Below are 14,080 nucleotides of genomic sequence, written 5' to 3'. Positions count from 1 at the left end.
AGGTAGTAGCGCCATGGCAAAGCAGTTAAAACTGCTAATTTTAAACGCTAGCGTTGCAGAACGTGAGACAATTAAGTCAACACTCAATAAACTTAACGTCTTTTCGTTTATTGAAGTAAGCGACTCTCAAGACGCGTTAAAAATCCTCAAAACTCACCCTGTAGATATTATAATTACAGGTCTTGAAGTCGGAAAAATAGACGGTTGGCGCTTCTCTCGCATGATCCGCTCTGGGCTATTAAAAACACCGAAAAACACCCCCATTTTACTTACGCCGCCGATTTATTGTGAGCGTATTGCAGAGACTACAGCTCGCAGCTACGGTATTGATGCTGTATTACCATTTGAACGCCAAGATATGCTGCCACAAGTGTTAGCGAATGTGCTTTCAACTCATTTAGAAAAAAGCAGTCGGCTCAACTTATTACTTCTCGAAACTGATAATAGCAAAGCACATAGCATTACTGAGCAACTTAAGTTGAGCTTTGCAGTGACGCATACAACGTCGACAAAAACAGCACTTGCTACTTATTTACAGCAAAAGTTTGCAATCGTGTTGATTGATGCAACTCAGTCTCAGTCTGATCCTGCTGGCACGTTAATTAGTGAAATTTTGCAGCATAATCCAAAACAGGCGATTGTCACCATCATTGATAACAATGATGCAGATTACGCGGAGCAGTTGTTACTTTCTGGCGTTACTGATTTTATTCGTGCGCCTTATGATCAGTCTTTATTGAGTAAAGTGTGCGACCACGCCGCCCGTCGTGAAGACTTTATGGTGAGTTATGCTGAGTTTGCTCAAAAAGTGGAGCAGTTAAGTCAAAGCCAAAGCCGCTATAAAGAACTGTTTTCAGCTCACCAGCGTATTTTGCTTCACCTTAATACTGTGGTACTTGAATTTGACCAACAAGGGCATATTCGTTTTATAAACCCTGCATGGGAAAGTCTGACTGGCTACGGTATAAAATCGAGCTTAGCGAAGTCGCTTGCAGATTTTTGTCTGCCTCAATGCCAACACAAATTACAAGATACCGTACAAAGCATCTTACATGGCGGTGCGCAACAGCAACAAGTTGAGATACAGCTGAAGCATAAAAATGGCAATGCTATTTGGGTTGAATGCCGTATGCAACTGATTAAAAATAGCCGCAACTCAGCCACTATTACGGCAACGATAGACAATATTCATGAACGCAAACAAGCTGAGTTACAATTACGCCACTTAGCCCTTCACGATACCTTAACTGAGCTGCATAACCGTTACTACTTTGACCAGCAATTACAACGTATTTGCCAAGCTAAATATACCAGTAACGATGCTGAACATGCACTGATATACATCGACCTAGATCACTTTAAAATTATCAATGACAGTAAAGGTCATCAGCAAGGTGATATTGTCCTAAAAGAAGTGGCCCAGTTATTTACAGCCAATATTAGCGAAGAGCACTTAGTCTGTCGTATTGGTGGTGATGAATTTGCAGTCATTTTAAAAAATACAGCCCTACTCGATGCTCACTTAGTCGCAGAAAGCATTTGTATGGCAATTGAAAAACATCAATTTCACTCTGAAGGACAAGTTTACTCAATTAGCTGTTCAATTGGTCTGACGCAGATTACCGCACAAAACAACGACCCAAGCGAGTGTCTTAAACAGGCTGATATTGCGCTTTACGTAGCAAAAAGCCTAGGCCGAAATTTAGTCCATTGCTACTCAAAAGAAGACAGCAGCCACAATAATCTGCAAGCTGGTTTAGAGTGGGGACATAGTATTCGCCAAGCGCTACAGCATGATTCAATTGAACTTCATTATCAGCCAATATGGGATTTTAAACGCAACCATGTTGCCTATTTTGAAACTTTATTACGCTTAAAACTTAATGATGAACTGGTTTACCCTAATCAATTTATTCCTGCATTAGAGCTACTTAATGACACTTATTTGATGGATCAGTGCGTCATTAAAAATGCAATTAAAAGTGTTGCCGAGTACCCTGAGCTGAATCAGATCGCTATTAACTTATCGGCGCAATCATTTTTAGATGAGCGCTTATTACCGCATATCGAATCAAGCTTAGAAGAATACAACGTTGAGCCTACGCGTATTATTTTTGAGATCACAGAATCAGCCAGTATTAATAATTTAGCCGCAACCAGAGCAATGATAGAGCGTCTCAATAGTTTAGGTTGCCATTTCTCTATCGATGATTTTGGTACAGGTTTTAGTACGTTTAACTACCTTAAACAACTACCCGCACAGCATGTGAAAATTGATGGATCATTTGTACGTGACATGCTCAACGACCCCATTGATTTAGCGTTAGTGAAAGCAATTAATGATATTAGCCGCTCCCTAGATAAGCGCTCAGTTGCTGAATATGTTGAAAATAAAGAAATATTTTTAGCACTAAAAGAAATAGGCATCGATTACGGGCAAGGTTACTTTATTGCCCGTCCAGTGCCTGTTGAAAAAATTACTAGTGAGCTTGAAAGAATATCTACGGATAAACTTTTTAGCTAACAATTAGCTAGCAAACGCGCACCTAGAATTGATACATTTTTAAACAATTTTATTGGTTTTTTAACTTTCATCCTGATAATACTCATCTATAATTAATTCACACCAACACAAAATGTCACGCTTTTATGGTGATACAACCAAAAAAACATGACATTAATTATTAGATCACACATACTGAAAATAACTTAACATTGTTAAGTTCATGTATTATCGGTATAAAGGAGAAAGTAATGACACAATTAATCGTTTTGTTGCTGATCATTAACCTAGGGATAGCTTATCAATGTTACCGTAATGCAACTTTTAAGGGGTACCCAGTTAAAGTATTCACAAGCTTAGGGCTAGTGCCCTACTTTAATCTGGTTGTATGGGTTTACTTACTCTTCTTACCTAACTTAAAACCTTTTACAATGGATGAAAAGCAGCCACTATAGGCTGCTTTTTGTTGAGAACGTTTTCACCATTTCAAAACTCATACTGGGTTGCGCGATTAAGTAAAGCATCTGCTTTAATATCACCTACCACACATTTTTTAATGTCTGATTTTTTAAACACTTTAATTTGCTCGCCCTTGTGCTCGCTCATGCCACGAATAATAAAACTAACATGCTCATCATTCGGCAGCGTTCTTAATCCACTACCGTAATCACATAAAGTCAATGACAAGCTTTTATCCACCCGCTGTGTAAGCTCTGCCAACTGCTGTTTTTGCTCTGTAATACGTGCTTGTTTTTTTTCCGCTAACTCTTTACGCATTGCTTGTTGCTGTAAAGACAACTTTTGCTGTTGTTTTTCAAGCTCCTTAATTGATGCTTGCAGCTCTTTTTTACGTTTTTCAAGCTCTTGTTCTTTTGCATCTTTATCGTGGCGGCGATCAAATTCAAGGTCACGCTTTTCACGCTCAAGATCACGAATTTCTCGACTAACATCACGCTCTTGCTCTGCGACTTCGCGCACACGCTCCGCACTTTCACGCATCACCTCCATCGCGTGTTGATAGGCTTCTTGCGTTTTAACAACAACGGCATCGCTAATAACTTGTACATGTTCACCTAATACTTCAATTTCGCTGATCTCTTCAAAGTCAATGTCAGGCAGTGGCGGAAGTGGTGCATCGGGCACGGATGCGAATACACTTGACCAGCGAGAATGGCTTCGCACGTCAAAGCTAAATACCACACCTTGGTGCTGTAAATAACTTGCTGAGACATTTCTGACTTTGTTATCTGTATCCTGCTTTAGAGCCGCTGTTAGGATTTTTTCCATGATCCCGACTTCACGCTGAATTCTGTCTAATTCCTCTATACTTTGGGCAGACACAGGGTTAACTGCTGCTATACCACATAACAATAGCACTGCACTGGTTATCATGTTCTTTGACATTTTAATACTCCACATTGTTGGCAACGGTTGGCAATGGCCTGCCGTCCACTTGCTCTGCTAAATCATTCAACTGCATACGCAAATATGCTTGGTCTTGAGCACGCTGCGTTTTGATATACGCAAGCACGCTGGCAATATCTTCTTGACGCTCTATTCGCCCTGTTTTGATTGCTTCTTTGGCTAGTTGATACATATGTTGCTGCTGTACTTGGTTTTGCGCCGTTAAAATATTTTGTAACTGATCAATTTGCTTTTGCTGCGACTCTAACAAATTCGTTTGCTTCGCCACTTGTTCAAGTAACTGCTGATTTCCTTGTTGCGGATTACTCATAAATAGCCAAGCACATAATGCAATTGAGGCAGCCATCGCCCACATCCCTGAACCGAAAAACAGATGCGATTTCTGCACTTTTGGCATGCTGGATTCTCTGTCCCAGTGAGGAACTTTCATCGTTTCATATTCTCGGCTCTGCTGTTGCCACTTAATTGCATTGCTCATCATTAATGCATACTCAGCATTGGCTTGCAGCAATGTAATTTGCTCATCTGTCAGGCTTTCACCTTCTAGCCATGCGGTAAATAATGAATCTAAATTAGCCATCTACGGCCTCCAAATGCACTTTTAACTTGCCCAATGCACTGTATAGTCTTGATTTAGCTGTATTAGTCGAAATACCTAATTGCTCAGCTATTTCTTCGAATGTACAGTGCTGAAAAAATTTTAACTCCACAACCAAACGTTGCTCCCAGGGTAAATTGTTCATCATCTCTTTGAGTTCATGATGCTGCTGGTATTGCAATTGATTAGTCTCTAATTCGCTATGCTCACAACTTTCTTCAGGCACACCGTCTAAGCTTTGATGCAGTTTACGGCGGCGATAATATTCAACACTACGACGATGCACAATTTGATAAAGCCAAGTATTGAAGCTCGATTCACCACGAAAGCTCGGTAAGCTCTTATACACAGAAATAAACACTTCTTGCATCAAGTCCATTGCATCATCAGGATGACTTAACATCCGTAAGCAATAGTTATATACCTGTGTTTCGTGCTGTTTGACTAATTTCAACCACGCCCGTTTATTGCCCTGTTGCGCCTTGGCAATTAATGTTTCAAGTGATTGAAAAAACACACTAGCCTCGTCATCTGATCTGCCTTTAATGGTTTTGTTATTATGTTAGTCGAGGGAAGGGGAAAAATAGTTTGTTTAAATAATAAAAAAACCCCAAATTTTTTATTTGGGGTTCTTTATTTGGGGTTTTTTATTATTCGTTACATTGACCGTCTAAGCTACATTGCTTATTAAGAAATAACTCCAACTGTTGGCTAAAGAGTCTGAAATCCCTAATGCGACCTGTGGTTTTTCGCCACACAATGCCTATGTCTCGATAAGCATCAGCTTGTGAAGGTGTTGCGACCATCTCTTTTTTATCTAAAATGCCTGCGTTAATCGCCATTTGTGGTAAGAAGGTAACACCAAGTTGATGCTCTACCATACTCAGTAAAGTGTGTAAGCTTGCTGCCTCAAATGGGTTGATGCAACTTGAGCGATTTAAATGACACGCACTGAGTGCGTGCCCCGTCATACAGTGCTCACGTTCAAGTAAGAATACACTTGCATCGGGTAACAAGTTAAAATCTTCCACGCCTGCGGCGGGAGTATAATCTTTATGATGCACCAGACTAAAATGATCTTTGGCAAGCACTTGGGTATGAAATTTTTCAGTATCGTACGGCAAGGCGAGCAATGCCATATCAATTTGCCCGTGTTCTAACTTATCGAGTAATTTATCGCTGGTATCCTCAACCAAAATTAACTCTAACTCGGTAAAGGTTTGCTTGCAGAAATGATACAAAGGTGCAGCAATAAAACTGGCAATGGTAGGAATAACCCCTAATGTCAACGTGCCACTCAAGGGGGTTAAAAAGCTTTTAGTTAGCTCTTTTAAGCTCAGAGTATCATCAATGATTTTACGTGCTTTCTCGACGACCTCTTCACCGATTACTGTAAACATTAAACTGCGATTTTCTCGCTCAATTAACTGGCAACCTAGGGTTTCCTCTAAGTTTTGAATTGCACTACTTAATGTTGATTGGCCAATAAAACACGCGCTCGCAGCACGGCCAAAATGCTGATATTGATGGACTGCCAGTAAATACTGTAGTTGTTTAATACTTGGTAAGTTATTCATACTCTTTTTTACTACCTGCAAATAAAAAGACCCCAATACCTAGGGCATTGAGATCTTTTCAAGCTAAAAGTCTGTTAGTACTTTTTTATACCCCAAAGGCAGTTCTCAGTACGTAGAAAATAACAATAGCAAGGGCTGCGCCAACTGGCAATGTAATTACCCAAGAAACTACAATGTTTCTTACCACACCCATGTTAAGTGCCGCAATACCACGCGCCATACCAACACCTAATACCGCACCAACCAGTGTTTGCGTCGTCGAGATAGGCAAACCCGTACCTGAAGCGATAACAACTGTAGAAGCAGCAGCAAGCTCAGCAGCAAAACCACGGCTTGGTGTTAAGTGAGTAATACCTTCACCAATTGTTTTAATTACTTTCTTACCTAAAATAGCAAGACCAGCAACAATACCTAAGCCGCCTAGCGGTAGAATCCACCACGCAATCGATGCTTTCTTAGCAATTTCGCCATTGTGCTCAACAATGTTTACAACGGCAGCAAGTGGACCAATCGCGTTAGCTACGTCGTTTGAACCATGTGCGAATGCCATACAGCATGCTGTTAGTACCATCAGTACTGCGAACACTTTCTCAACATTGTTGAACTGCATTTTTTTATCCGCTTTAGGGTCGATTTTAAGACGCGAAATAGCAATCTTGCCGATAATACCAACCACGACCGCAATAGCGATTGAAAGGGCATAACCTTCAACTGAACCTAGGTTAATACCAATGTGCTTCAAGCCTTTCTTGATTGTCACAAGTGACATAATGAAGCCCGCAAGACCCATGTATACGGGCACATAACGTTTGGCATTTTTAAGTGGTGCATCGGTATCAAAGATGAGCTTTTGCGCACTCATGAAAATCAAGTATGCAATAAAGCCGGAAATTGCAGGCGTGACAATCCAGCTACCGACAATGCCCATCACCTTATTCCACTGAATTGCTTCGCTGCCTACCGCAACAAGCGCAAAGCCTATAATAGCACCGATAATTGAGTGAGTAGTCGACACCGGCCAGCCAAGGAAAGAGGCTATTAATAACCAACTACCAGCAGCAAATAATGCGGCTATCATACCAAGGATCATAAGCTCAGGTATGTCTGTAAATGGCGCAGCGTCGATGATACCTTTACGAATGGTAGATGTTACCTCACCACCGGCAAGATAAGCACCAGCGAATTCAAACACCATGGCAATGATGATTGCTTGTTTGATAGTAAGTGCTTTTGAACCTACTGATGTACCCATCGCATTAGCTACATCATTCGCGCCAATACCATAAGCCATGAAGAAACCGACTGCTGCGGCAATTAAAACTAAAAACGTGCCGTAATTTGCAATGATATCCATTGTGTGAAACCTTTAATTTTTCGTATTTGAACTGATTTTAAATTATCGAGCTAACATCAGCTCAAGACGAGAACCTACGCGCTCAGCAATATCAGCTAAGTCGCCAACCCATTCAATGATCTTGTATAAGAACATCGCATCAATAGGGTTAAGTTCATTTTCGATGGCGCGCAATTGACGGCGTATTTTAATTTGCATGTCATCCGTGTCTTGTTCAATTGCGTCCAACTCAACGAGCATTTTTTCAACTAAAGTAACTTCACGGCCTTTAAAGCCCGTTTCTAATAGCTCATCTAGCTCATTAATTGCTTTTGATGCCTGTTTAGTTGCATCAACACAGCGAACAACATAAGCAAGGAAATCTTCTTGAATTTCAGCAGGAATAGTCATTTCTCGACCAACGACACGCCCTGCAATATCTTTCGCTTTATTCGCTATTTTGTCTTGTTGAGTAACAAGTTCAAGTAAATCGGTACGCTCGACTGGCATAAATAAGCCACGCGGTAGTTGAAGGCGAATATCACGTTTCATGTCATCCGCTTCACGCTCTAAATTACGAATGTTTAGACGGATTTCTTCCGCTTCTTGCCACTCTTCTTTAAAAACGTGATTAAAGAAAGGTATCAAGGCCTTACTTGCTTGATGTACTTTCTTAATGTGATCTTCCATAGGCTTAATAGGAGATTTAGCAAATACCCCTAAAAATGCATTTGTAGGCATAACTGACCCTTTAATAAATTAGTATGCTTTGGCAGGTTCGAATTTTACAGCATTGTGTTCGATTGTGAACGCTTTTTCTGCCTTACATAACCAATAATAGACAAAGCGGCCACTGGGCCGCTCGGTTAAATATTGAAAAGTAGCGGATAATTTACAGCGACTTTTCTATATCCTCTTGAGATGTATGACGAATATCTTTGCCGTTAACAAAATAGATAATGTATTCAGCAATGTTTTGACAACGATCGCCAATACGCTCTAAAGAACGTACAGACCATACTAAATCCATAATTTTTGGGATTGAGCGTGGGTCTTCCATCATATATGTCATAATTTGACGTGTAATAGCTTCATATTCACGGTCAACTTTGGCGTCTTCTTTGTGTACTTCAAACGCACATTGCACATCCATACGGGCAAATGCATCAAGTACATCATGAAGCATTTTTGAGACTAAACGACCCATATTTTCAATATTCACTAATAAGTCTTGCTGGTCTTTAGTGAATGAATCTAAAGCGACTTTTGCAATCCGTTCTGCTTCATCACCAATGCGTTCTAAATCAGCAATGGTTTTAGCAATGGCAATGACTAAGCGTAAATCACTGGCGGCTGGCTGACGACGAGCAATAATACGCGTGCACTCTTCATCAATGTTCACTTCCATCGCATTAACTTTATAGTCATTCTCTCGCACTTTTTGCGCAAGTTCCGCATCACCATTGCTTACTGCATCCAATGCACTATTTAGTTGCTGCTCAACTAGACCGCCCATATTTAAAACATGGTTGCGCACATTCTCAAGCTCTTGATTAAAGCGACCTGAAATGTGTTTATTAATGTTATGTTCCATTGTCTACCTCTCTAAATTCGTTGACGTTCACTAAGCTAGGCAGTTGCTAGCCGTAACGGCCAGTGATGTAGTCTTCAGTTTTCTTCTTAGTTGGCGTCGTGAATAACGTGTTGGTATCTGAATACTCAATCAGCTCACCCATGTACATAAACGCTGTCTGATCAGATACACGTGCAGCTTGTTGCATGTTATGAGTAACAATAACAACGGTAAACTTGCTCTTTAAATCATTAATTAGCTCTTCGATCACTAACGTCGAAATTGGATCAAGTGCCGATGTTGGCTCGTCCAGCAGAAGTACTTCAGGTTCAATAGCGATTGAGCGAGCAATAACTAGACGTTGTTGCTGACCACCAGACAAACCAAATGCACTATCGTGTAAACGGTCTTTCACTTCGTCCCACAACGCTGCGCCGCGCAAAGATTGTTCAACCACTTCGTCCAATTTACGCTTTTCTTTGATACCTTGTAAGCGTAGGCCATAAACAACATTTTCGTAGATTGATTTTGGAAATGGATTCGGACGTTGGAAAACCATTCCGACATTTCTACGAAGCGCTGCAACATCTACGTTTTTATCATAGATATTGTGGCCTTGAAGCAAAATTTCGCCTTCGATACGACAGCTATCAACCAAATCATTCATTCGGTTGATACAACGTAAAAGTGTTGATTTACCACAACCTGATGGTCCGATAAACGCGGTTACCTGACCTTTCGGAATATTCATATTTACGCCACTTAGCGCTTGCTTATCACCGTAGTATAGATCTAAGTTTTTAATCTCTAATGCTTTTTGTTCAGCCGTTAGATTATCTAAATCTAGTTTTGCCGCGCTTTTTGCTTGGTTTACCTGTGGTGCAACTGTAATCATCTCTGTCTACCTATAAAAATTCTGTATTAATGCTCAAGAGCTCTAAACTTTTCGCGTAAATGGTTACGAATACCAATCGCAGTGATATTCAGGGCGATAATTACTGATACCAGTAAGAATGCCGTCGCATATACCAGCGGACGTGCCGCTTCTACGTTAGGGCTTTGGAAACCAACATCATAAATGTGGAAACCTAAGTGCATAAATTTTCTATCTAAATGTACGTATGGGAAGTTACCGTCAAGTGGTAATGTTGGTGCCATCTTCACAACACCTACCAGCATGAGTGGTGCTACTTCGCCGGCCGCACGTGCAACCGCTAAGATTAAACCTGTCATAATCGCAGGGCTCGCCATTGGAATGATGATACGCCAAAGCGTCTCTGCTTTAGTTGCGCCAAGAGCCAATGAGCCATGTCGTACTGTACTAGGAATACGTGATAAACCTTCTTCTGTTGAAACAATAACAACAGGTAACGTTAAAATCGCTAAGGTTAATGCAGACCAAATTACACCCGGTGTACCAAATACAGGGCTTGGCGATGACTCTGGGTAAAATAGTTGGTCAATACTGCCACCTAACATGTATACGAAGAAGCCTAGACCAAACACACCGTAAACAATTGATGGTACACCCGCAAGGTTGATTACCGCGATACGGATCATCTTAGTTACTGCATTTTTCGCAGCGTATTCGTGTAAATAAATGGCAGCAACAACGCCAAATGGCGTCACAATAACAGCCATTAATAGTACCATAAAAACAGTACCGAAAATGGCAGGGAATACACCCCCTTCCGTGTTCGCTTCACGAGGGTCATCCGATACAAACTTACCCAGTTGCGCAAAGTAATGACCCAACTTAGCAAAGAAACCCATGTCATTCGGGAACCATACATCAAGCACCTGATAAAGAGGTAAAGTCACCACTTCACCACGCATGTCTTTAACTGTGACCTGATCACGTTTTGCTTCTTTACGTAGTGCAAATAATTGCTTTTCAAGTTCTGAATACTCAGCACGAAGTTCAGCACGTGCTTGTGCAAGCTCAGCGACACGCTCATCGGTAAGTTCATTATCAAGCTGGTATGCTTTTTCTTTTAAACGTAAACGCTCAAGTTCATAGTTAATGTGACCAATGTCGCCATTTTGTAGATCCAGTGCTTGGTCATTTAACTCAACTGCACGCTCCACAAGCTCATAAAGTACTTCAACTTTATTTTCAGTAATCACTTCACCATCTTTAAAAACCTGCTCTACATAACCGTAAAAATTACCATTTTTACTGCGTTCAAATACCGCTAATGCAGCAGGTGCAGTACGCGATTGAATATCCGTTTCCAATACCCAACGGAAATCCAGATCAACGTACTCACGGTTACCGGTTTTAATTAATAATCGCTCTAACTCGTCTTTTTCGTAATGAGATAAATCAACGCCCGTCGCTTCAATACGAGATTTTGGAACAAGTTCACGGTCATAAATTTCACCAATTACCGTTTGCTTGGCTACAGAACCCTGTAACTCAAGCTGCACAACTTCTGATGGCCAGAAAAAGCTTAAGCCTTTCCAAGCAATCATGGCTAATAAGCCAAGAACCGAGATTAAACTGATGCTTACCGCACCGCCGGTCATCCAAATCCAAGGAGAACCAGACTTAAACCATTGCGTTACCATGTCGTGTCTCTCCACCTACATTGAACTATATTTATCACGCAGCTGCTGACGTACAAACTCAGCCACTGTGTTGAAAATAAATGTGAATATGAATAATACAAACGCTGCTAAGAATAGGATTCGATAGTGCGAACTACCTACCTCAGATTCTGGCATTTCAACCGCTATGTTCGCTGCAAGGGTTCTCATCCCTTGGAAAATACTCCAATCCATAATTGGTGTATTACCTGTAGCCATCAGTACAATCATGGTCTCGCCTACCGCACGACCAAGTCCCATCATCACCGCCGAGAAAATACCAGGGCTTGCTGTTAATAACACAACACGAACAAGGGTTTGCCATTGCGTTGCACCTAATGCTAATGAACCGTTTGATAAGTGCTTAGGCACACTGAATACGGCATCTTCAGCGATAGAGAAAATAGTCGGAATGACAGCAAAGCCCATTGCGATCCCCACAACAAGTGAATTTCGTTGGTCGAATGTCATGCCTAATTCGTTAGTCAGAAATTGACGCACATTACCATCAAACATCCAAAGTTCGATTGTGCCGCTCATAGCAAATGATAACCAACCAATGAATAACACTACTGGAATCAATAAAATAGAGTGTGAACCTTCTGGAATGCGATGACGAATTGAGTTCGGTAACTTATTCCAACCAAAAGCAGTTAATAAAATCCCTAATGGTAAAAGAATTAATAAACCGATAATCGCTGGTAAGTGTTCTTCAATTAATGGTGCCAACCAAAGACCGGCTAAGAAACCAAGAATTACCGTTGGTAGTGCTTCCATGATTTCAACCGTCGGCTTAACCACTTTACGTAGTTCGCTCGACATAAAGTAGGCTGTGTAAATTGCCGCAGAAAGCGCAATTGGCACGGCAAACAGCATGGCGTATAACGCTGCCTTAATTGTACCAAATGAAATGGGTACCAATGAGAACTTAGACTCAAAGTCATCACTTGCAGAGGTCGACTGCCAAATATAACCAGGCTCAGGATAGCCTTCGTACCATACTTCTTGCCATAGTGCAGACCAAGTCACTTCAGGGTGTTCATTGTGGATTTCGACAACTTTTAATGCATCATCCGCTAAAATAAGCGCAGCATTTGAGCGTGGTGCAATTGCAAAGTTTTGAATTGGGCCATCACTGACTTTACCTTGCCACAGTTTTGCATCACTTGTGGTGTAATAAATACCTAACTCACCGTTAGCACCTGCGGTGAAGAAAGTACGACGATAAAATTCAGTGAAAATATTTAACTTAGATTGTTTACTGGTTTCAAAAGCACGAATCTTTTTAAATTCACGGCCATCTTCTGTATTTACTTCAAACCACTGTGAGACTTCGCCATTATCATTAGCAAGCATTAACGAGTTAGCACCAGCTAACAACTGAGTTGAAACAAGATTTGCGTTCTCTTCGTTTGCAGCAAGCAATTGGATTTGCTCAACCTCTGAAGGATAACGCGTATCGTAAACATAAATTTGATTTGCAGAACGAACGAATGTACGCGTTGTATCTGGCGAAATTAATAGCTCATCAACACGTCCTTCAATATCAAGCTCAGTGCGTTCAACAACCCACTCAACTTCGCCAGTGAACATATTTTCTTCACCCACAAAGCTGCTAAATAAAACGCGCTTGTCTGCAGTTAAAGCAACAACTGCGGTTTTATCTTCATAATGGCTAAATGCAAATTTAGTAATCGCTGCACCTTGGTCATCAACCTCAAGCGCCATATCACCCAACGGGTAATCTAAACGCGGTGTTAACTGGCGCTGATTATTCGGAAATGTGACTAGAAACTTTGGCGCAACAACAACCACAGAGCCATTTTCAAGACCGTAAGCGTATTGACCTTGAAACGGCGCTGAACTTGCAAAACTGCTCACATCGCTTGGTAATTCTGCATTAAGAGTGGTGATCTTCTTACCAAAGTGGTCTTTTTCAATATTATAAAAGTCCACATTACCTGTTTCACCTAATAAGAAAGCAACTTCGGTTTGCTCCTCCATGCCCACCCCTACAACTTGAGATGCATTCGTTAGCTTCACACTATTACGTGTTTCCACTTTTGCTGACTCAAAAATAGGCTGAACAACATAAAGAAGGTAAAAGAAAATAAGTAACAGCGCTATCAGCACCATTACACCGCCTGCGGAAATACCCCATTTGGCAAACCTGTCTTTAAATAGACGGCTTCTATCCGTATGAAAGGTCGGTTTACTCGGATTGGAAGTCATCAAAACACCCTTAAATCTTAACGTTGGGCGGATTATATTTCACCAAGATGACAGTATTGTTACAAACGTCATAATTGAGTGTAATAAACAACTTTATTTGGGGAGTTAACATCTTATTAAAGTTTGACTTAAATCGTGTCGTTAGAAAGTTCAACTTCTTTGACTAAGATTTTGTTATAACTAATCTTTTATAACTATATGAAAAAAATTGGACAAATACTCAAACAGCATCAATACTCAATATGACTTA

The 14,080-nt window shown here is 40.8% G+C and carries 12 protein-coding genes; 2 read left to right on the top strand and 10 right to left on the bottom strand.

Annotated features, from left to right (window positions below):
* The first annotated feature begins 13 nt into the window (after positions 1–13).
* A complete protein-coding gene (locus PAARA_RS01025; protein WP_062567227.1) occupies positions 14–2,524 on the top strand; it encodes an EAL domain-containing protein in 2,511 nt (836 codons plus the stop codon).
* 230 nt (positions 2,525–2,754) lie between these two features.
* Positions 2,755–2,958 (top strand): hypothetical protein, encoded by a 204-nt coding sequence (locus tag PAARA_RS01020; protein WP_062567226.1) that lies wholly within the window; start codon positions 2,755–2,757, stop codon positions 2,956–2,958.
* A 31-nt stretch (positions 2,959–2,989) separates the two neighbouring features.
* On the opposite strand, the gene PAARA_RS01015 is transcribed toward PAARA_RS01020, so the two are convergent.
* From PAARA_RS01015 to PAARA_RS00970, 10 genes are all read right to left on the bottom strand, one after another.
* Complete coding sequence (locus PAARA_RS01015) at positions 2,990–3,907, bottom strand: hypothetical protein (protein WP_062567225.1); 918 nt, start codon at positions 3,905–3,907, stop codon at positions 2,990–2,992.
* 1 nt (position 3,908) lies between these two features.
* Complete coding sequence (locus PAARA_RS01010; RefSeq protein ID WP_062567224.1) at positions 3,909–4,508, bottom strand: hypothetical protein; 600 nt, start codon at positions 4,506–4,508, stop codon at positions 3,909–3,911.
* On the bottom strand, positions 4,501–5,043 hold the full coding sequence (locus PAARA_RS01005; RefSeq protein ID WP_062567223.1) for an RNA polymerase sigma factor: 543 nt from the start codon (positions 5,041–5,043) through the stop codon (positions 4,501–4,503). Before PAARA_RS01005 ends, PAARA_RS01010 begins: the two co-directional genes overlap by 8 nt.
* A gap of 133 nt (positions 5,044–5,176) precedes the next feature.
* A complete protein-coding gene (locus PAARA_RS01000) occupies positions 5,177–6,103 on the bottom strand; it encodes a hydrogen peroxide-inducible genes activator (RefSeq protein WP_062567222.1) in 927 nt (308 codons plus the stop codon).
* Between the two features lie 85 nt (positions 6,104–6,188).
* Positions 6,189–7,457, bottom strand: coding sequence for an inorganic phosphate transporter (locus tag PAARA_RS00995; protein ID WP_062567221.1), 1,269 nt, complete (start codon positions 7,455–7,457; stop codon positions 6,189–6,191).
* 42 nt (positions 7,458–7,499) lie between these two features.
* Positions 7,500–8,177 (bottom strand): TIGR00153 family protein, encoded by a 678-nt coding sequence (locus PAARA_RS00990; protein ID WP_062567220.1) that lies wholly within the window; start codon positions 8,175–8,177, stop codon positions 7,500–7,502.
* Between the two features lie 151 nt (positions 8,178–8,328).
* Entirely contained in the window at positions 8,329–9,030 is a 702-nt protein-coding gene (gene phoU / locus PAARA_RS00985) for a phosphate signaling complex protein PhoU (RefSeq protein ID WP_062567219.1), read from the bottom strand.
* A 46-nt stretch (positions 9,031–9,076) separates the two neighbouring features.
* The gene (pstB, locus tag PAARA_RS00980; protein WP_062567218.1) at positions 9,077–9,904 is read right to left on the bottom strand and encodes a phosphate ABC transporter ATP-binding protein PstB; all 828 of its coding nucleotides are present in this window, start codon (positions 9,902–9,904) and stop codon (positions 9,077–9,079) included.
* 26 nt (positions 9,905–9,930) lie between these two features.
* Positions 9,931–11,580 (bottom strand): phosphate ABC transporter permease PstA, encoded by a 1,650-nt coding sequence (pstA, locus tag PAARA_RS00975; protein WP_062567217.1) that lies wholly within the window; start codon positions 11,578–11,580, stop codon positions 9,931–9,933.
* Positions 11,581–11,595: 15 nt separating this feature from the next.
* Entirely contained in the window at positions 11,596–13,830 is a 2,235-nt protein-coding gene (locus tag PAARA_RS00970; protein ID WP_062567216.1) for an ABC transporter permease subunit, read from the bottom strand.
* Positions 13,831–14,080: the final 250 nt, after the last annotated feature.

Origin of the sequence: Pseudoalteromonas arabiensis (assembly GCF_001550155.1) — a bacterium.
Lineage (GTDB): Bacteria > Pseudomonadota > Gammaproteobacteria > Enterobacterales > Alteromonadaceae > Pseudoalteromonas > Pseudoalteromonas arabiensis.
The sequence above is the reverse complement of the archived record's forward strand: the minus strand, read 5'-3'. Positions and strand labels throughout refer to the sequence as shown.

Excerpts from the sequence above, each read along its gene's own strand:
- PAARA_RS00970 (WP_062567216.1), bottom strand. The coding sequence starts at position 13,830 with ATGACTTCCAATCCGAGTAAACCGACCTTTCATACGGATAGAAGCCGT.
- PAARA_RS00995 (WP_062567221.1), bottom strand. The coding sequence starts at position 7,457 with ATGGATATCATTGCAAATTACGGCACGTTTTTAGTTTTAATTGCCGCA.
- PAARA_RS01025 (WP_062567227.1), top strand. The coding sequence starts at position 14 with ATGGCAAAGCAGTTAAAACTGCTAATTTTAAACGCTAGCGTTGCAGAA.
- PAARA_RS01015 (WP_062567225.1), bottom strand. The coding sequence starts at position 3,907 with ATGTCAAAGAACATGATAACCAGTGCAGTGCTATTGTTATGTGGTATA.
- pstA (WP_062567217.1), bottom strand. The coding sequence starts at position 11,580 with ATGGTAACGCAATGGTTTAAGTCTGGTTCTCCTTGGATTTGGATGACC.
- PAARA_RS00990 (WP_062567220.1), bottom strand. The coding sequence starts at position 8,177 with ATGCCTACAAATGCATTTTTAGGGGTATTTGCTAAATCTCCTATTAAG.
- PAARA_RS01010 (WP_062567224.1), bottom strand. The coding sequence starts at position 4,508 with ATGGCTAATTTAGATTCATTATTTACCGCATGGCTAGAAGGTGAAAGC.
- PAARA_RS01020 (WP_062567226.1), top strand. The coding sequence starts at position 2,755 with ATGACACAATTAATCGTTTTGTTGCTGATCATTAACCTAGGGATAGCT.
- PAARA_RS01000 (WP_062567222.1), bottom strand. The coding sequence starts at position 6,103 with ATGAATAACTTACCAAGTATTAAACAACTACAGTATTTACTGGCAGTC.
- pstB (WP_062567218.1), bottom strand. The coding sequence starts at position 9,904 with ATGATTACAGTTGCACCACAGGTAAACCAAGCAAAAAGCGCGGCAAAA.
- phoU (WP_062567219.1), bottom strand. The coding sequence starts at position 9,030 with ATGGAACATAACATTAATAAACACATTTCAGGTCGCTTTAATCAAGAG.